The organism is Christiangramia crocea, assembly GCF_022410465.1.
GTDB lineage: Bacteria > Bacteroidota > Bacteroidia > Flavobacteriales > Flavobacteriaceae > Christiangramia > Christiangramia crocea.
Genome location: NZ_JAJSON010000004.1, coordinates 112,684 through 130,051 on the forward strand (window position 1 = coordinate 112,684; position 17,368 = coordinate 130,051).

19 protein-coding genes are annotated in these 17,368 nt (G+C 40.1%); 13 read left to right on the forward strand and 6 right to left on the reverse strand.

The features are described 5' to 3' along the window. Positions 1–11: 11 nt before the first annotated feature. Complete coding sequence (locus LU635_RS00960) at positions 12–434, reverse strand: VOC family protein (protein ID WP_240095310.1); 423 nt, start codon at positions 432–434, stop codon at positions 12–14. A 117-nt stretch (positions 435–551) separates the two neighbouring features. Further along, the gene (rluF, locus tag LU635_RS00965) at positions 552–1,352 is read right to left on the reverse strand and encodes a 23S rRNA pseudouridine(2604) synthase RluF (protein ID WP_240095311.1); all 801 of its coding nucleotides are present in this window, start codon (positions 1,350–1,352) and stop codon (positions 552–554) included. A 131-nt stretch (positions 1,353–1,483) separates the two neighbouring features. On the opposite strand from rluF, the gene LU635_RS00970 reads away from it, so the two are divergent. The 4 genes from LU635_RS00970 (at position 1,484) to dnaG (ending at position 6,010) form a co-directional block, all read left to right on the forward strand. Beyond that, the gene (locus LU635_RS00970) at positions 1,484–2,050 is read left to right on the forward strand and encodes an RNA polymerase sigma factor (protein WP_240095312.1); all 567 of its coding nucleotides are present in this window, start codon (positions 1,484–1,486) and stop codon (positions 2,048–2,050) included. Then, on the forward strand, positions 2,037–2,801 hold the full coding sequence (locus LU635_RS00975) for a hypothetical protein (RefSeq protein WP_240095313.1): 765 nt from the start codon (positions 2,037–2,039) through the stop codon (positions 2,799–2,801). The genes LU635_RS00970 and LU635_RS00975 overlap by 14 nt, the downstream gene beginning before the upstream one ends. Positions 2,802–2,910: 109 nt before the next feature. Beyond that, positions 2,911–3,942 carry a porin family protein gene (locus tag LU635_RS00980; protein ID WP_240095314.1) on the forward strand — a complete coding sequence of 344 codons (1,032 nt, stop codon included), beginning with the start codon at positions 2,911–2,913 and terminating at the stop codon, positions 3,940–3,942. Positions 3,943–4,051: 109 nt separating this feature from the next. Then, the gene (gene dnaG / locus LU635_RS00985) at positions 4,052–6,010 is read left to right on the forward strand and encodes a DNA primase (RefSeq protein ID WP_240095315.1); all 1,959 of its coding nucleotides are present in this window, start codon (positions 4,052–4,054) and stop codon (positions 6,008–6,010) included. Here the strand turns inward: dnaG and LU635_RS00990 are convergent. Both LU635_RS00990 and nadE read right to left on the reverse strand, forming a co-directional pair. Continuing rightward, a complete protein-coding gene (locus LU635_RS00990; protein ID WP_240095316.1) occupies positions 6,003–6,641 on the reverse strand; it encodes a response regulator in 639 nt (212 codons plus the stop codon). The two genes, dnaG and LU635_RS00990, sit on opposite strands and share 8 nt — an antisense overlap. Before the next feature lie 116 nt (positions 6,642–6,757). After that, complete coding sequence (nadE, locus tag LU635_RS00995) at positions 6,758–7,549, reverse strand: NAD(+) synthase (protein WP_240095317.1); 792 nt, start codon at positions 7,547–7,549, stop codon at positions 6,758–6,760. Positions 7,550–7,655: 106 nt separating this feature from the next. Between nadE and gldB the strand changes: the two genes are divergently transcribed. The 3 genes from gldB to LU635_RS01010 are packed head-to-tail and all read left to right on the forward strand — an operon-like array spanning position 7,656 to position 9,322. After that, a complete protein-coding gene (gene gldB / locus LU635_RS01000; RefSeq protein ID WP_240095318.1) occupies positions 7,656–8,615 on the forward strand; it encodes a gliding motility lipoprotein GldB in 960 nt (319 codons plus the stop codon). Further along, positions 8,615–8,953 carry a gliding motility protein GldC gene (gldC, locus tag LU635_RS01005; RefSeq protein ID WP_240095319.1) on the forward strand — a complete coding sequence of 113 codons (339 nt, stop codon included), beginning with the start codon at positions 8,615–8,617 and terminating at the stop codon, positions 8,951–8,953. The genes gldB and gldC overlap by 1 nt, the downstream gene beginning before the upstream one ends. Next, complete coding sequence (locus LU635_RS01010) at positions 8,954–9,322, forward strand: GTPase (RefSeq protein WP_240095320.1); 369 nt, start codon at positions 8,954–8,956, stop codon at positions 9,320–9,322. Here LU635_RS01010 and yihA read toward each other — a convergent pair. Next, entirely contained in the window at positions 9,319–9,924 is a 606-nt protein-coding gene (yihA, locus tag LU635_RS01015; RefSeq protein ID WP_240095321.1) for a ribosome biogenesis GTP-binding protein YihA/YsxC, read from the reverse strand. The genes LU635_RS01010 and yihA overlap by 4 nt on opposite strands. A gap of 11 nt (positions 9,925–9,935) precedes the next feature. Beyond that, complete coding sequence (locus LU635_RS01020) at positions 9,936–10,700, reverse strand: alpha/beta fold hydrolase (protein WP_240095322.1); 765 nt, start codon at positions 10,698–10,700, stop codon at positions 9,936–9,938. 290 nt (positions 10,701–10,990) lie between these two features. Between LU635_RS01020 and mraZ the strand changes: the two genes are divergently transcribed. The 6 genes from mraZ to mraY are packed head-to-tail and all read left to right on the forward strand — an operon-like array spanning position 10,991 to position 17,361. Then, positions 10,991–11,458 (forward strand): division/cell wall cluster transcriptional repressor MraZ, encoded by a 468-nt coding sequence (gene mraZ / locus LU635_RS01025; RefSeq protein ID WP_240095323.1) that lies wholly within the window; start codon positions 10,991–10,993, stop codon positions 11,456–11,458. Further along, positions 11,445–12,341, forward strand: coding sequence for a 16S rRNA (cytosine(1402)-N(4))-methyltransferase RsmH (gene rsmH, locus LU635_RS01030; RefSeq protein WP_240095324.1), 897 nt, complete (start codon positions 11,445–11,447; stop codon positions 12,339–12,341). Before mraZ ends, rsmH begins: the two co-directional genes overlap by 14 nt. A gap of 6 nt (positions 12,342–12,347) precedes the next feature. Continuing rightward, a complete protein-coding gene (locus tag LU635_RS01035) occupies positions 12,348–12,665 on the forward strand; it encodes an FtsL-like putative cell division protein (protein WP_240095325.1) in 318 nt (105 codons plus the stop codon). Positions 12,666–12,671: 6 nt separating this feature from the next. Further along, positions 12,672–14,663, forward strand: a complete 1,992-nt coding sequence (locus LU635_RS01040; RefSeq protein ID WP_240095326.1) for a penicillin-binding protein — start codon at positions 12,672–12,674, stop codon at positions 14,661–14,663. Beyond that, a complete protein-coding gene (locus tag LU635_RS01045) occupies positions 14,663–16,129 on the forward strand; it encodes a UDP-N-acetylmuramoyl-L-alanyl-D-glutamate--2,6-diaminopimelate ligase (protein WP_240095327.1) in 1,467 nt (488 codons plus the stop codon). Before LU635_RS01040 ends, LU635_RS01045 begins: the two co-directional genes overlap by 1 nt. Continuing rightward, positions 16,129–17,361: a phospho-N-acetylmuramoyl-pentapeptide-transferase gene (gene mraY / locus LU635_RS01050; RefSeq protein WP_240095328.1), complete on the forward strand. Its 1,233-nt coding sequence runs from the start codon at positions 16,129–16,131 to the stop codon at positions 17,359–17,361. The genes LU635_RS01045 and mraY overlap by 1 nt, the downstream gene beginning before the upstream one ends. Positions 17,362–17,368: the final 7 nt, after the last annotated feature.

The following is a 17,368-nucleotide window of genomic DNA, read 5'->3' on the forward strand; positions in this document are numbered from 1 at the left end:
GGTTATTACTATTATGTTGCAAAAAGCTGATCTATATTTTTAAAAGCCTTGAATTCCAAAGCATTTCCACACGGATCTCTAAAGAACATGGTAGCCTGCTCACCTGGTTTTCCTTCAAATCTAATATAAGGCTCTATTACAAATTCTATGTTCTTGCTTTTTAATAGCTTGGCAAACTCATGAAATACGTCCCACTGCAGTACCACTCCAAAATGCGGAATAGGAACTTCTTTTCCATCAACGGGATTGGAGGTTGAAGCTTTAGTTTCCTGGGGATCCTGATAATGGATCACAAGCTGGTGTCCAAAAAAATTGAAATCTACCCACTGATCACTACTCCTGCCCTCACCGCAACCGAGGGTCTCTTTATAAAATTTTCTGCATTTTTCAAGATCGGAAACCGGGATGGCCAGATGAAATGGTTGTATCTTCATAAGTATATTGTTAAAGCTGGTCTAGCCTGAATGTAATAATAATTACTGGCAAAACGAGCCGGTTTAAAAATAAAAAGAACTGAATACAAAACAACAAGCTCTATCGCTAATAATCTGTTAAGATTTATGCTTTCTTGGCCTTTTTGACTTTCGTGGCTTCTGGTTGCCGGAAGTTTCTATCACCGAGCCTTCCTCGGTTTTGGTGGATTCTCCAAGGAGTTCATTTATGGTTTTGAGTTCTTCCCGGGTTAGATCACGCCATTTTCCCACAGGTATATCCAGTTCAACATTCATAATTCGAATTCTCTTCAGTGAAGTAACTTCATAGCCTAAAAATTCACACATCCTTCGTATCTGCCGGTTCAATCCCTGGGTAAGCACAATTCTGAAAGTGTGTTTTCCCAGTTTCTCCACCTCGCATTTTCGGGTTACGGTATCAAGAATCGGAACTCCGTTTGCCATCCGTTTTATAAAATCTGAAGTGATGGGTTTGTTTACCGCTACCACATATTCCTTTTCGTGATTGTTCCTTGCCCGAAGTATCTTATTTACAATATCACCGTCATTAGTCAGGAAAATAAGCCCTTCACTGGGCTTGTCAAGCCGGCCGATAGGGAATATTCTTTTCGGGTAATTTATATAATCTATGATATTGTCCTTTTCAACGCGGGTGTCTGTAGTGCAAACAATCCCTACAGGTTTATTAAAGGCAAGATAGACGTTGGGTTCCTTTAATTCAGCTTTTGAAACCGGCTTACCATCAACTTTTACAATATCGCCGGGGCTAACCTTGGTTCCCATTTCAGGGACTTCGTCATTAATTGTGATCCGGCCCTGGTCTATTAATTTATCGGCTTCCCTTCTGGAGCAGTACCCTAACTGGCTTAAATACTTATTTATTCTAACTTCTTCTGCCATAAAACTAATTGTCTCACAAAGATACAAGATAAGATTTCGGGAGGGGAGAACGAAAAAAAATAAAATTTTAAAAAGCTCAGGCAACCTTTTGTAACTTTCTTGCGTCTATATAAATAGAAGGCCTTTTGAAAATGGTAAAAGTCATACAGCTTTTTAAGAATGAATCTTCTTTGATCGGAAAAGCAGCCGCTGGAAAGCGTGATGCGCAGCAAAAGTTGTATGAGATGCATTCGCCAAAAATGTTAAGTGTTTGCAGGCAGTATGTCAAAGATCTGCAACATGCTGAAGAAGTGATGCTGAATGGATTCTTTAAGGTCTTTACGCATTTAAAGGATTTTAAGGCAGAAGGCAGTTTTGAAGGATGGGTAAGGCGGATTATGATCAGAGAATCGATTTCCTTTTTAAGGCAGTATAAGAAATTGGAGTTTCAGGAGGATTTGGGATATGAGTCAACGGAGGTCTTCAACAATATAAATTCTGAAATGGATGTGAACGATATACAGAATTTGATAGACAGCTTACCGGAAGGTTATAAAATGGTGTTTGTGCTGTATGCGGTGGAAGGTTACAGGCATGCTGAAATAGCAAAAATGCTTGATATAAGTGAAGGGACTTCAAAATCCCAGTTATTTAAAGCACGAAAAATGCTTCAGGAAAAATTAGAAACAATTAACTCAACAGGCTATGGCACCAATTAAATTTGAAGAGCACGTAAGGCAACAGCTTGATAAAAGGGAGATAAGGCCTTCAGCTGAAAGTTGGGATAAACTCAGCTCAAGGCTGGATAAAGCTGAAAAGAGGCCTAAAGGAAAATGGTGGCTTTCTGTCGCTGCCGCTGTGGCCATTCTGGCTATTGCAAGTCTGATCTTTATTGACCAGCAGAATGAAACTGCCACCCCAATAGTAGAAAGTCCCTCTAAAATTGAGGAAAGCGGGTCTCAAAAATCTGAAAATTTTGAAGAGCCGGTCCAGGTAGCTTCAGAAGAACAGGATCATGTGCAGGGTCAGAAGGTTAATGAGGTTGAATCACCATTGAAAAATGAAGCAAATTCCCAGTATAAGGAGGCAGAATTAGAGGCTGGAGAGATAGCTCAGAATTCAACATCCACAAAAAGGATTTTTATTGAACCAATATCCATAGAACCTCCCGGAACGGTGACAGAAAAACCGGAAAAGTTTTCTGACCAAATAAATGAATTGCTGGCAAAAGTTACTATGCAGGAAAAACAAAGCGGGGATATTTCGGAAGCAGAGATAAATAAGCTTCTCGGGGAAGCGGCTAGTAAAATAAGCAACTCAGAAAAATATTCAGAAGCTAAAGTGAATGCAGAGGAACTTCTGGCAGATGTGGAATTTGAAATGGACCAGTCTTTCAGGCAGGAGGTTTTTGAGGTTCTGAAGGAAGGTCTTTTGAAAGCCAGAACTGCAATCGTAACTAGAAACGAGTAATAAGAATCAAATCAATTTAATCAATAATCCCGAAAGGGTCATTCATCAATCAATTTCTGATAAGGAAGACATTTGTCTGAATTTGAAGAAGACTAAAAACAATTTAAACATGAAAACTATTATTATCTATTTCGCCCTGGCATTGTTCACTTTTACCACCCAGTTTGTATACTGTCAGGAAGATGATCAGAAAACTGAGGAAGATTTCCTGGAATCAAAAAGGGAGGAGATCATTAAAAGTGAAAAGGAAAAATTGAAATGGAAGGTTGAAGATATTAATGAAAGACTGGAAGATGGAGAAATCACTTCTGAACAAGCTGAAATTCTCAAGAAGGAGGCTGCTGAACTTCACGCGAAAAATATTGAGAATCGAATTGCGATTATGGAAAACAAAATGGAGTTGGAAGAAAGGAACAGAGAGTCGAAAACATATATTGCTCTTGGGGATGATGGCAAGGTTATTACTATTGAAATAAATGAAAATCGCGAGAAACAATATGACAAAAGGACGACAAGTGACCTGGTTATCGCGGCAGGTTTCAATAATGCTCTTGAAGATGGCCAGTCCCTTAATGATTCTGATTTTAAGATAGGGGGAAGCCGTTTCTTTGAAATTGGCTGGGCTTGGAAAACCAGGGTTTTTGATAAATCTAACTGGCTACGCCTTAAATATGGTGTTTCTTTTCAGTTTAACGGACTTAAGCCAACAGATAACCGCTATTTTGTGACCGAAGGAGATGATACCTTTCTTGAGGAATATGATCTAAATCTGGATAAATCAAAGTTCAGGATGGATAACCTGGTAGTACCTGTTCATTTTGAATTTGGACCTTCTTCCAAGAATGAAACTAAAAATTATGTGAGGTATTCAACCCGGGGAAAATTCAAAGTGGGTCTTGGTGGTTATGCAGGTTTCAATATAGGTGAACGCCAGAAGTTGAAATATGAACTTGATGGAGATAAACAGAAAGATAAAATGAAGGGAGATTATAATACTAATGATTTTGTATACGGGCTAAGCGGTTATCTTGGTTGGGGATGGGCAACTCTTTATGCCAAATACGACCTTAACCCTATTTTTCAGGAACCAAATGTGGAGCTTCATAATATTTCGGTAGGACTGAGATTTGACGTGGATTAGCCAGTATAAATTTGTAGTTTTGCAAGGCTTTAAAAGAGGAGAAATTCCTATTTTTAAAGCCTTGTCTTTTTTTATTAATTTCAGGAAATCTTAAAGAAACCTATTTCAATTGATCTCAAAATCTACTATTGATAATGTATTTGAAACCGCACGGGTTGAGGAAGTGATCGGTGATTTTGTTCAGTTGAAAAAATCAGGAAGTAATTTAAAGGGGCTCAGCCCGTTTACAGACGAGCGAACTCCCAGCTTCATGGTTTCTCCGGTGAAGCAGATCTGGAAGGATTTCAGTAGCGGAAAAGGCGGGAATGTAGTGGCTTTTTTGATGGAGCATGAGCATTTTACCTATCCCGAAGCTATCAAATATCTCGCTAAAAAATATGGTATAGAGATAGAGGAGACCCAGCAGAGTGATGAACAGAAAGAACAGGCAAATGAAAAAGAGAGTATGTATCTTGTCTCTGAATATGCTAATAAGTTCTTTCAGAAATCAATGCATGAGACCGATGAAGGCAAGGCCATTGGTCTGAGTTATTTCAAGGAAAGAGGATTTTCGCCTGAAACCATTAAGAAATTCGATCTTGGATATTCACCGGATGATTGGGAAGCTTTGACCAGAAGTGCTCTTGAGGAAGGATATAAACTGGAATATCTGGAAAAAACGGGTCTTACCATTGTAAAAGAGGACAAGAAATTTGACAGATTCAAAGGCCGCGTAATGTTTCCTATACATTCAATGTCTGGCCGTATACTTGGTTTTGGTGGCCGGATTTTATCTAATACTAAAAAAGCAGCCAAATATCTCAATTCTCCCGAGAGCGATATTTACCATAAAAGCAAGGTGCTCTACGGGATCTATTATGCCAAACAGGCAATTGCCCGGGAGGATAATTGTTATCTGGTTGAGGGTTATACCGATGTGATCCAGTTCCATCAAAGTGGAATAGAAAATACAGTGTCTTCTTCAGGAACGGCTCTCACGCCGGAGCAGATAAGACTCATCAACAGGCTTACAAAGAATATTACCGTTCTTTTTGATGGGGATGCTGCAGGAACGAGGGCTTCTCTAAGGGGTATAGACCTGATCCTGGAGCAGGGTATGAATGTAAAGGTTTGTCCATTCCCGGAAGGAGAGGACCCCGATAGTTTTGCAAGGGCAAATTCTGAAGATGACCTTCGGGAGTTCCTTGAAGAGAACTCTTATGATTTTATTACCTATAAGGCGTCTCTATTGATGGATGAGGCCAAGAACGACCCTGTGAAAAAGGCAGGCCTTATTCGTGATATGGTGAACAGTATCTCTAAGATTCCTGATAATATCCAGCAGGAAGTATACCTACAGGAATGTTCCCGGATCATGGATATTTCTGAAGATGTTTTATACGCTACTCTGGCACAGATCCAGAGTAAGGACGAAAAACAAACAGGGAAGCCCAGGAAGAGGAATATGGAAGTGGTGAAGGAGGAATCAGCTCCCAGGCCTAAGGTAGATCACCTGTATGTGCTGGAAAGGAATATTATTAAGATCCTTATTCTTTACGGTAATAAAGAGGAGAAGTTTGAAGATCTTTTACTTAAACAAAATGAGGAAACCGGGGAATTGGTTCTGGAACCCGAAACTCAGGAAGCGAAGGTATTCGAGAAGATATATCTTGACCTTCAGGAAGATGAGATCGCATTCTCCAACGAAGACTTTAGACACCTTTATAATATCCTCATCAATAAGTTGAACAGCCAGGAAGAATTTGTGGTTGGTAATATCATTAACGAACTGGAGGCTTCCCAGGCTAAGGAGATCACTGATATTTTAATGCAGGAAGAACAGTACGAACTGCATAGCTGGGATCGGCATGATATTCCGGTAAAGGAAAAGGAGCAAACCATCAAGCAATTTGTTAGTCAGACCATCTTAAGTCTTAGACGACACCTTATTGATTGTAAGCTAAACGAACTTTTGGAAAATATAAGGGTGGCCCAGACAGAAGATGAAAGGACAGATATTAAAAATGAAGTGGTAGGCTTTAACAAACTACGCACTCTCCTTGCCGAAAGGCTTGGGAGGGTTATGTAGTATTCAGCTGAAGTAGTCTTGATTGTGTGATAAGGTCAGCTACATTATCTACCTTAAGTTTCTTTAGCAGCCTGGTCTTGTAGGTGCTAACCGTTTTTTCATTAATGTCAAGAGCTTCCGCTATATCTTTATTTCTTTTGCCTGATGAAAGAAGATTTAACACTTCTGACTCCCTCGTAGAAAGCTTTTTGAATTTTGTAATTAAACTCTTACCTCTGGATATTCCAGAGTTTAATTTCTCTGTAATCTTGCGATTTAGATAGATTCCTCCACGTGCAACCTGGTAGATTGCTTTTTCAAGGGTTTCATTATCAGTGTTCTTGGAGATGTAGCCGGCGGCACCTGCTTTTATGGCGCTCAGGGCATACATTTCTTCCGGATGTGAGCTGAATATTAGGGTTTTTACCTCTGGATATTCCTGCTTGATCCTTCTGATAGCGTTGATTCCATTAATTTGAGGGAGATCAAGTTCAATGATAAGCACGTCTGGTGCATCTTTCTCAAGCTGATTAAAAAGCTGGGTTCCGCTTCCTACTCTTCCTGTTACTTGTAAGGCCGGATTGTTCTGTAAGACACATTTTACACCTTCTAAAATTATGGGGTGGTGGTCTGCAATAAGTACTCGATACATGATTTTAAATTAAAAAAACAAGTCCGGGGGTAACTCGTTGAGTTTGGTTTTGTTAACCTAAAATAATGCTTTGAGGATTTATAATATAAAACTTGTTAACATATTCGATAAGTGGTCTATTTCTTAAGATGAATGGGTATTTCACATACCGGAATGGGGAGCATTTTGTGCCTGTTACTGGAGTTCAGACGCTGGTAAATGTTAAAGACTTCTCTTTGTCTGCCTTCAAAATCCTCGGCCGATTTACCTTCCTCGGCATTTTTCATTGCCCATTCAAGTTCATCGTAAGAAGCTCCTAATTGGTCTTCATCACTTCTGCTATCCCCAAAAAGTCCATCAGTAGGAGATGCGTTCATAATTTCATCAATAATATTCAAATATTCGCCCAATTCATAAACGTCACTTTTCATAAGATCTGCAATAGGGCTCAGGTCAACTCCGCCATCTCCATATTTGGTATAGAAGCCTACTCCAAAATCCTCAACTTTATTTCCTGTGCCTGCGACCAGGTATTTATGCAGCCCTGCAAAATAATAGAGTGTGGTCATTCTTAATCTGGCCCTGGAATTTGCGAGAGCGAGATCAAGCGATGTTGTTTCCCTGTCTTGAGGCATTATTTTTCTAAATTCTTCAAAAACCGGAGTAAGATTTACCTCCAGACTGCTCACATTCGCAAAATTGTGAGACAGTTCCTCAATATGCTTACGAGCCCTGCTTATCTGATTTTTGTGCTGGTGTATTGGCATTTCCAGACATAATGTGGGCAATCCCGTTTTTGCGCAAAGTGTTGATGTGACCGCAGAATCGATTCCGCCGCTTACCCCTATTACAAATCCATTCATATTGGCTTTGGTGGCATATTCTTTTAGCCAGTTAATGATGTGGTCAGCTACTTTTTCGGTCTGCATAATTTTGGGTGATTAAGTTTGTAAGTGATACCTTTGCGCCACAAATCTAACACTTAAACCCAATTTTTAAAAGGTGCCGGCGTTAAAGCCTTCATAATCCAAAGCTATGCTGAAGAAAATCTGGTTTTTGATACTGATTATTGGTCTTTTTTCCTGCGATAGAGAATCGGACACCGAGGCGAAGATAGAAAAGGTGAATGCTGACTTTGAGCTGATAAGATTTGATGAGGAATTCGCTGAGGCCACCGAAGCAAGTCTACCTCAATTAAAGGCTAAATATCCCTATCTTTTCCCAGAGCAATATCCTGACAGTGTTTGGGTAAATAAACTCACCGATAGCATTCAGCAGGAGATAGAGACTGAGGTTGAGAATTCCTTCCCTGAACTTTCCCGGGAAACTGATGAATTACACAGCCTTTTTCAGCATGTAAAATATTATTTTCCTGATTTTCAGGTGCCCGATGTTATCACGGTTACTTCAGAAGTAGATTATAAGAACAAGATTATTTATACTGGAGATTATCTTTTTGTGTCACTCGATACTTATCTTGGAGAGGATCATAAATTCTATATTGGTATCCAGGAATATCTGAAGAAGAATTTCAGAAAAGAACAGATTGTTGCCGATGCTGCTGCCGAGATTGCCGAAAATTATGTTCCTAAACCGGAGTCCAGAACCTTTCTTTCTCATATGCTTTACTATGGAAAGATTCTCTATCTGAAAGATCTTTTTATTCCGTTTAAAAGCGATGCTGAAAAAATCGGTTATACTCAGGAAGAACTTGACTGGGCTGATGCTAATGAGGACCAGATATGGAGATATTTCATTGAAAATGAACTGATTTTTGATACAGATTCCCAGCTGTACACCAGATTTCTGTATCCTGCTCCTTTCTCAAAGTTTTATCTGCAGCTTGACGCTGAATCTCCTGCAAGGCTCGGCCAGTATATTGGGCGAAATATTATAAGGTCCTATATGGAAAAGAATGATGTTTCCATAAAGAAAATGCTGAACACTCCGGCCGAAGAAATTTTTAACAAAGCAAACTATAAACCTAAGAAATAATGTCTCAATACAAGAAGTCTGAAATAAATATAGAAGTGGTTACTGATGAGAATCACGTTCCTGAAAATATTACCTGGAGTGCAGAAGATGGAAATGTTTATAAGGAAGATGCGAAGGCTTTAATGCTTTCGGTATGGGATAGCAAAGACCAGGAAACACTCCGTATAGACCTTTGGACTAAAGAAATGCCAGTTGATGAGATGAAGAAATTCTTTCATCAAACGCTTGTTTCAATGAGCGATACATACTTTCGTGCGACCCAGGATGATAAAATGCGCGATACAATGAAGGATTTCTGTGATTATTTTGCCGAAAAGACCGAAATCAAAAAGCAATAATTGGAGAAACTTATTTTTGTATATAATGCAGATTCGGGTAAGCTGAATAATTTATTGGGGTCTCTTCATAAGACTGTAAAGCCATCCAGCTATTCCTGTAAATTATGCCGGCTTACCTATGGTGTTTTTGATGAAAAAAGAAGCTGGAAAAAATTCAGGGAAAGTCTGGAACTGGAAACCGAATTTTTTCATAAAAATGAGTTTCAAAAACTCTATGCCTCAAAATTTGGGTATAAGTTTGAATTTCCTTTGATCCTTATTCAGAATAGCAGAGGCCTGGAAATTTTCCTTTCAAAAGATGAATTTTCCGGAATTGATTCTCTGGAAGAATTAATGGAAGTGATCAGCGATAGACTAAAGACTGCTTAAGAAGTTCTAAGTTGCTGGTTGATATTTTCAATATAGTCCAGAACTTCATCTTTTCCTGTGCCCGTAGCCGCTGAAGAGATAAAGTATTCAGGCATTTCCTCCCAGAACTCAAGCATTTCAGTTTTGTAATTTTCTATATTCTTTTGAAGAGCCTTTGGCTTAAGTTTATCGGCCTTGGTGAAAATGATGCTGAAGGGAATGGCATGCTCTCCAAGCCATTGCATGAATTCCATATCTATGGCCTGGGGTTTATGCCGCGAATCTATCAGTACAAAAGCACAAACCATCTGAGTCCGCTTTTCGAAATAGGTGGTGATGAATTTTTGAAATACCTTTTTGGTCGATTTTGAGACCTGGGCATATCCGTATCCGGGAAGATCTACCAGATGCCAGTTCTTATTGATCAGGAAATGGTTAATTAACTGCGTCTTTCCTGGTTTCGCAGAAGTCTTTGCAAGTGCCTTTCTGCCTGTGAGCATATTGATAAGGGAAGATTTTCCCACATTGCTACGGCCAATAAATGCATATTCCGGTAAAGCGCTATTGGGGCACAGATCAACCTTGGAGTTGCTCACTACAAATTCAGCCGACTTGATCTTCATAGGATCTGTTTTTATATATTTCGCTCGTTGAGCCATTCGTGAAGAAGTTCGTTGAACTCTTCCGGATGTTCCATCATGGCTGCATGGCCGCATTTATCTATCCAGTAAAGGTCGGCATTGGGTAAAAGTCGCTTAAAATCTTCAGCTACTTCGGGGGGTGTTACATTGTCGTTCTTTCCCCAGATGATGCAGGTTGGCGTTTGCATCTTTGGAAGATCTTTAGCCATATTATGACGAATCGCACTTTTAGCGATGGCCAGTGTTTTTACCAGTTTATTACGGTCACTCACCGTTTCGTAAACTTCATCTACGATCTCCTTGGTGGCTACCGCAGGATCATAAAAAACTGCTTCAGCTTTCTTCTTGATGAAATCATAATCACCACGTCTCGGGTAGCTTTCGCCCATAGCATTTTCATAAAGGCCTGAACTTCCTGTAATAACAAGGCCTTTCACAACCTCGGGAAACATTTTGGTAGCCAGGAGGGCAATATGTCCTCCCAGGGAATTCCCCAGAAGTATCACATTCTCATACCCTTTAAAATCAATGAATTCTTTGAGATATCTGGCAAAAGTACCTACACTGGTTTTTAGAAGTGACATGGAGTATAATGGAAGTTCCGGAATAAGCACTTTGTAGCCTTTTTCCGGAAAATAATTAATCACGCCGTCAAAATTACTGAGGCCTCCCATAAGTCCATGCAGGATAACAATTGGAGTTCCTTCCCCTTTTTCAAGATATGTGAATTTTCCCTCTTGCCTTAAGTGATCTTTCATTAATAGCCTTTGCGGTTAGCAATCGCAAATATAGCGATTTCGATACAAGTATAATCATTTTTGAGCAACTGCAAAGGCTTTTCTATGAAGTGGAAAATTTGGTTTTAAAATGTTTTCTGTCGATTATTTTCCACATTTCACCACTGAATTTCAAAATACTGAATCCTAAGTGGATAGGGCTATTTCAAAGGTTTTCAAATACATACAGTGGCAAAACTTATCAACATTGTGGGAAAAAGTGGTAAATTGTGGTAATATTTTCAATATATTTGGCTCTATAAAGTTATATAGTGGTAAACCTCATAGGAACATACGAATGCAAAGTCGATGCGAAGGGCCGGTTAATGGTGCCTTCAGCGTTGAAGAAGCAACTGGCTCCTATGTTGCAGGAAGGCTTCGTGATAAAACGTGCAGTTTTTCAGGATTGCCTGGAGCTTTACCCGATGAGCGAATGGAATGTTCTTATGAACAAAATGAACGGGCTTAACAGGTTCAGAAAAAAGAACAACGATTTTATAAGAAGGTTTACTGCCGGGGTGAAGATGGTGGAGGTCGATTCTAACGGCAGGCTGCTCATTCCAAAAGATCTTACTGCCTTCGCTGGAATAGAGAAAGAGATTGTGCTTTCTTCGGCGATAAATATTATTGAGATCTGGGATAAAGATAAATATGAGAACACCATCGAAGCTTCTTCGGGAGATTTTGCTGACCTGGCAGAAGAGGTGATGGGAAATGACGAAATGGATGGAATATCATAACCCTGTTCTGTTAAAAGAATCGGTTGATGGTCTAGATGTAAAACCTGACGGAATTTATGTGGATGTCACTTTTGGAGGTGGTGGTCACTCCAGGGAAATATTGAAAAGACTTGGGCCTGACGGAAAACTTTTTGCTTTTGACCAGGATAAGGATGCTCTTGAAAATAAGATTGACGATAAGCGTTTTACTCTTATCAATGAAAACTTCAGGTTTGTTAAGCGCTTTCTGAGATTTTATGGGGTGAAGCAGGTGGATGGGATTCTTGGAGATTTTGGGGTTTCATCTCATCAGTTCAATGAAGCGGAAAGAGGTTTCTCTACAAGGTTTGATGCGAAACTTGATATGAGGATGAATCAGGGAAGTGGTCTCAGCGCATATGAGGTGATCAATGAATATGACGAAGAGCGGTTAAAGAAACTGTTTTATGAGTATGCAGATCTTAAGAACGCGCCCAAACTGGCAAGGACGATAGTCACAGAGAGGAAAAATAATCCGATCGAAACCAGTGAGCAGCTCAACGATCTTTTGAAGCCACTGCTTTTTAAAGGTAAAGAAAATAAGATCCTGGCCCAGATCTATCAGGCAATAAGGATAGAGGTAAACCAGGAAATAGAAGTTCTTAAAGAGTTTTTGATGCAAACCGAAGAGATTTTGAAGCCGGGAGGAAGATTAAGTCTTATTTCATACCACTCCCTTGAGGATCGACTGGTGAAAAGATATATAAGGAGCGGTTTGTTTGAAGGTGAGCCGGAAAAGGATATGTATGGAAATGTTTCGGTTCCTTTTAAGAAAGTGGGAGGTCTGGTAGTTCCCACTAAAGAAGAGATTGAGAAAAACAACAGAGCTAGAAGCGCAAAATTAAGAATAGCCAAAAAGCTATAGAAATTCATGAAGAAGGGGTTTTATAACATATTGAAGGCGAATTTTCTGATAAGTGAAGATGCTTATAAAAACTGGCGATTTATAGTTTTTTGTACGGTACTGGCCATTATTATGATCGCCAGTTCTCACAGTGCAGAGAAGAAAGTACATCAAATTGCAAGGTTGAATGATGAGGTTAGGGAGTTGCGAAGCGAATTCGTGGAGCGGCGTTCAGATCTCATGAAGATAAAGATGGAGTCTACCATTACTCAAAAGATGGTAGAAAAAGGGATAGGGCCTTCAGACACCCCGCCCAATAAGATAAGAGTGATAATAAAAGACTAACCTGAAATGGCGACAACCGAAAAAAGCATCCTGAATCGAATGTATTTGGTGGCTGCCTGTCTCTTTTTATTCGCGGTAGCTGTGGGAGTCAAATTGGTCAATATTCAGTTTGTTCATGGTGACTACTATAAGGAGCTTGCCGAGGAACGAACCTTCAAGAATTTTAAAATCCCCGCCAACCGAGGTAATCTGTATGATATAAACGGGAATCTTCTGGCTACTTCTGTGCCTAAATATGATATCCGTTTTGATGCGGTCACAGTTTCTGATAAAAACTTCGAAGAGAACATAGGTCCGCTTTCAGAAAAGCTGGCAAAAATGCTGGGAAATTCTTCTTCATATTATTCCCAAAAATTAAGAGCAGCAAGGGCTAATAATCAACGGTATGTTTTAATCGCCCGTAATCTTGGGTATTCAGACTATATGAAGATCAGGCAGTTTCCAATGTTCAATCTTGGACCTTATAAAGGAGGCATGATCACCGAACAAAGTACAGTTCGGGAACATCCGCTGGGTAAGATGGGAGAAAGAACGGTTGGTTACGAAAGAAGGGATGAGAATGGATATTTTACCAGAGTTGGTCTGGAAGGTGCTTTTAGTAACTATCTGCGCGGAACAGACGGAAGAAGGTTAAAACAAAAGATTGCCAAAGGACAATGGAAGCCGATTAGTGATAACAATGAACTTGAGCCAAGAGATGGATATGATGTGGTTTCGACCATAGATGTCAATATCCAGGATATTGCACATCATTCTTTGTTGCGACAGCTTGAATATTTTGAAGCAGATCACGGTACCGTAGTAGTAATGGAGACCGAAACCGGTGAGATCAAGGCGATGTCGAATCTTGGGCGAACCAAAGAAGGTACTTATTTCGAAAAAAGGAATTATGCCGTATATGAATCACATGAGCCGGGTTCTACTTTTAAGTTAATGGCTATGGTGGCTGCCCTTGAAGATAAGGTGGTAGATACCAGCCAGATTGTAGATACGGAAAAGGGTGTTGTTAGATTCTATGGGAGGCCAGTAAGGGATTCTCGTCATGGTGGCTACGGAAAAATATCGGCAGCGAAGGCATTTGAGGTGTCCTCTAATACAGCATTTACTAAAATGATTACTGAAGGCTATAAGAACAATCCTTCAAAATTTGTAGACAGATTATATTCAATGCAACTTAACCAGAAGATTGGTCTTGAAATTAAGGGTGAGGGATCTCCCCGAATTCCTCACCCTCAAGACAAATCGTGGAATGGCTTAAGTCTGCCCTGGATGGCTTTTGGCTACGGCGTGTCACTCACCCCGTTGCAAACCCTTACTTTTTATAACGCCATCGCCAATGATGGTGAAATGATAAAACCCAGGTTTATCAAGGAAGTTAAAGATCGTGATAAGCCAATCCTGACCAGGGAAAAAGAGGTGATCAATCCTTCGGTCTGTTCTCCGGAAACAGCTAAGAAAGTTCGTGAGATGATGAAGAATACCGTCATGCGCGGGACAGCTTCTAATATCTATACCGAGAATTTCTCCATGGCTGGAAAAACAGGTACCTGTCAAACCGAATACTGGATAGAGCCGGGAAGATATATTGCATCTTTTGCGGGTTATTTCCCAGCTGAAAATCCGAAATATTCCTGTATAGTGGTAATCCATAAACCAAACAGGAGAAAGGGGTATTATGGGAATATAGTGGCAGCTCCTGTCTTTAAGGATATCGCCAGAAAGATTTATACGGATACTCCTGTAATGGATGAACTGGAGTCTCTCGAGGTAGAGGATAAAAGAGTTAAGACCGATTTTGAAAAATATTACACCAAGATCCAGGATGAGAAATTGCTAATGCCAGATGTGACCGGGATGCCGGCTATGGATGCAATCTCGATACTAGAGAACCTCGGGCTTGAAGTTAGAATAAATGGTAATGGTGTGGTGAAAAGGCAGTCTGTGACTGCTGGACAGAAATTGAAAAATAATCAAACCATAAATCTGGAATTGAGTTAATGAAGGTATTGAAGGACATACTCTATAGGGTGAATATGAAGGCGGTGACCGGAGATACCGGTGTGACCATCAATAAAATTCATTTTGATTCCAGAAAGGTGAAACTGAATGATGTTTTTGTAGCTATTAGAGGCACTGTTTCAGATGGTCACGATTTCATCAAAAATGCGGAAAATCAGGGGGCTCTCGCAATTATATGTGAAGAGCTGCCGCAGGAAAAGATAAATGGTGTAACCTATGTGGAAGTTGAAGATACGAAAAAAGCCCTGGCTTATATCTCAGCGAACTACTATGATAATCCTTCAGAAAAACTGAAACTTGTAGGGGTTACCGGGACCAATGGAAAGACTACCATTGCCACTCTTTTGTATAATCTTTTCAAAAAAGCAGGTTTCAAATGTGGGTTATTATCTACCGTGAAAGTTATGGTGGGTGATGAAGAGTATAATGCTATTAGAACTACACCAGATTCTATTACCATTAACTCATATTTAAAGGATATGAACGATGCGGGAGTAGAATTCTGCTTTATGGAAGTAAGCTCTCATGGTATAGATCAGCATAGAACTACAGGCCTGAAATTTGAAGGCGGAATTTTCACCAATCTTTCACATGATCATCTGGATTATCATAAGGATTTTGCAGAATACCGGGATGTGAAGAAGCGCTTTTTCGATGAGTTGCCATCTTCCGCATTTGCGCTTGCAAATATTGATGATAAGAATGGGCTTGTGATGCTTCAGAATACTAAAGCGAAAAAATATACATATGCATTAAAATCCTATGCTGATTATAAAGCCCAGATACTGGAAAATCAGTTTACAGGATTGTTGCTGAAAATTGACGATCAGGAATTATGGACGAGGCTTATAGGTAATTTCAATGCTTATAATGTCCTGGCCATCTATTCTGCTGCCGATCTTCTGGGATTAAAGACTATTGAAATTCTGAGGATCATCAGTGAGCTTAATTCGGTTAGTGGGAGGTTTCAGTACGTGGTTTCACAAAAGGAGAAGATTACAGCTATCGTGGATTATGCCCATACTCCCGACGCACTTAAGAATGTACTTGAAACCATCAATAGCATCCGTACCAGAAATGAAAAACTGATTACTGTTATTGGTTGTGGTGGAGATCGTGATAAGACCAAAAGGCCTAAGATGGGACATATCGCCTCGGCTCTTAGCAGTAAGGTGATCTTTACAAGTGATAACCCTCGAACTGAGGATCCTGATAAGATCATAGAAGAGGTGGAGGCAGGAGTAGAGCCACAGAATTTCAAAAAGACAATGAGTGTCACCAACAGGAAGCAGGCTATAAAGACAGCCTGCCAGATTGCTGGTGAGAATGATATAATTCTTATTGCCGGGAAAGGGCATGAGACCTATCAGGAAGTAAATGGAGAAAGATTCGATTTTGATGATTTCAAGATCGTGAACGAATTTCTAAAACAACTGGATAAATAATGCTGTATTACTTATTTCAATTTTTAGAAGAACAGTATCAGTTGCCTGGAGCCCAGCTATTTGAGTTCCTGTCGTTCAGATCGGCCATGGCGATCATCCTTTCGCTGGCCATTTCTACTATTTATGGTAGGAGAATCATTAATTATCTGAGAAGAAAGCAAATTGGCGAAAGTGTACGCGATCTTGGTTTGGAAGGGCAGACAGAAAAGGCCGGAACACCAACGATGGGAGGAGTGATCATCATCATTGCTACGCTTATTCCTGTGCTTTTATTCGCCAGGCTGGAGAATATTTATGTCATTTTGTTGATCGTGACTACCCTGTGGATGGGAGCCATTGGATTTCTTGATGACTATATTAAAACATTTAAAAAGGACAAGGAAGGTCTTAAAGGCATTTTCAAGGTGATAGGTCAGATAGGGCTTGGACTTATCGTTGGAGGAACCATGTATTTTCATCCTCAGATCACTACAAAAGAGGTGGTCACGGAGACCAGTCCAACCGAGAATGTGATAGCCCGGGCCGAAGTAGTTGATATGGGGCCTGAGGAGAAGAATACTACAACAACAATTCCTTTTGTAAAAAACAATGAATTTGATTATTCCAAACTTATAAGCTGGATACACCCGTCGCTGGCCGATTATGCCTGGATCATCTTTATCCCTATAGTGATATTTATTGTGACTGCCGTTTCCAATGGAGCTAATCTGACAGATGGAATAGATGGACTCGCAGCAGGTTCTTCCGCTATAATTGTGCTTACGCTGGGACTCTTCGCGTGGGTTTCGGGGAACATCATTTTCTCTGATTACCTCAATATCATGTATATCCCAAGGTCGGGTGAAATGACCATTTTCATTACCGCGTTTGCAGGAGCACTGGTTGGATTTCTTTGGTACAATACCTTTCCGGCCCAGGTATTTATGGGGGATACCGGTAGTTTGACCATTGGGGGGATTATTGCCGTGCTGGCCATTGCGACAAGAAAAGAATTACTGATCCCGCTTTTATGCGGAATCTTTCTGATAGAGAACCTTTCTGTAGTAATGCAGGTTGGCTGGTTTAAGTATACCAGAAAGAAGTTTGGTGAAGGCAGAAGGATTTTCCTGATGTCTCCACTCCATCACCATTATCAGAAGAAAGGAAAGCATGAGAGTAAGATCGTAGTGAGGTTCTGGATAGTCGGGATTATACTCGCGATCCTCACCATAGTTACATTGAAAGTTAGATAAACTGAAA

What these genes read in the sequence shown, in the direction of transcription:
- LU635_RS00960 (WP_240095310.1), bottom strand. Translation starts at nt 434, where the DNA reads ATGAAGATACAACCATTTCATCTGGCCATCCCGGTTTCCGATCTTGAA.
- rluF (WP_240095311.1), bottom strand. Translation starts at nt 1,352, where the DNA reads ATGGCAGAAGAAGTTAGAATAAATAAGTATTTAAGCCAGTTAGGGTAC.
- LU635_RS00970 (WP_240095312.1), top strand. Translation starts at nt 1,484, where the DNA reads ATGGTAAAAGTCATACAGCTTTTTAAGAATGAATCTTCTTTGATCGGA.
- LU635_RS00975 (WP_240095313.1), top strand. Translation starts at nt 2,037, where the DNA reads ATGGCACCAATTAAATTTGAAGAGCACGTAAGGCAACAGCTTGATAAA.
- LU635_RS00980 (WP_240095314.1), top strand. Translation starts at nt 2,911, where the DNA reads ATGAAAACTATTATTATCTATTTCGCCCTGGCATTGTTCACTTTTACC.
- LU635_RS00990 (WP_240095316.1), bottom strand. Translation starts at nt 6,641, where the DNA reads ATGTATCGAGTACTTATTGCAGACCACCACCCCATAATTTTAGAAGGT.
- nadE (WP_240095317.1), bottom strand. Translation starts at nt 7,549, where the DNA reads ATGCAGACCGAAAAAGTAGCTGACCACATCATTAACTGGCTAAAAGAA.
- gldB (WP_240095318.1), top strand. Translation starts at nt 7,656, where the DNA reads ATGCTGAAGAAAATCTGGTTTTTGATACTGATTATTGGTCTTTTTTCC.
- gldC (WP_240095319.1), top strand. Translation starts at nt 8,615, where the DNA reads ATGTCTCAATACAAGAAGTCTGAAATAAATATAGAAGTGGTTACTGAT.
- yihA (WP_240095321.1), bottom strand. Translation starts at nt 9,924, where the DNA reads ATGAAGATCAAGTCGGCTGAATTTGTAGTGAGCAACTCCAAGGTTGAT.
- LU635_RS01020 (WP_240095322.1), bottom strand. Translation starts at nt 10,700, where the DNA reads ATGAAAGATCACTTAAGGCAAGAGGGAAAATTCACATATCTTGAAAAA.
- rsmH (WP_240095324.1), top strand. Translation starts at nt 11,445, where the DNA reads ATGGAATATCATAACCCTGTTCTGTTAAAAGAATCGGTTGATGGTCTA.
- LU635_RS01035 (WP_240095325.1), top strand. Translation starts at nt 12,348, where the DNA reads ATGAAGAAGGGGTTTTATAACATATTGAAGGCGAATTTTCTGATAAGT.
- LU635_RS01040 (WP_240095326.1), top strand. Translation starts at nt 12,672, where the DNA reads ATGGCGACAACCGAAAAAAGCATCCTGAATCGAATGTATTTGGTGGCT.
- LU635_RS01045 (WP_240095327.1), top strand. Translation starts at nt 14,663, where the DNA reads ATGAAGGTATTGAAGGACATACTCTATAGGGTGAATATGAAGGCGGTG.
- mraY (WP_240095328.1), top strand. Translation starts at nt 16,129, where the DNA reads ATGCTGTATTACTTATTTCAATTTTTAGAAGAACAGTATCAGTTGCCT.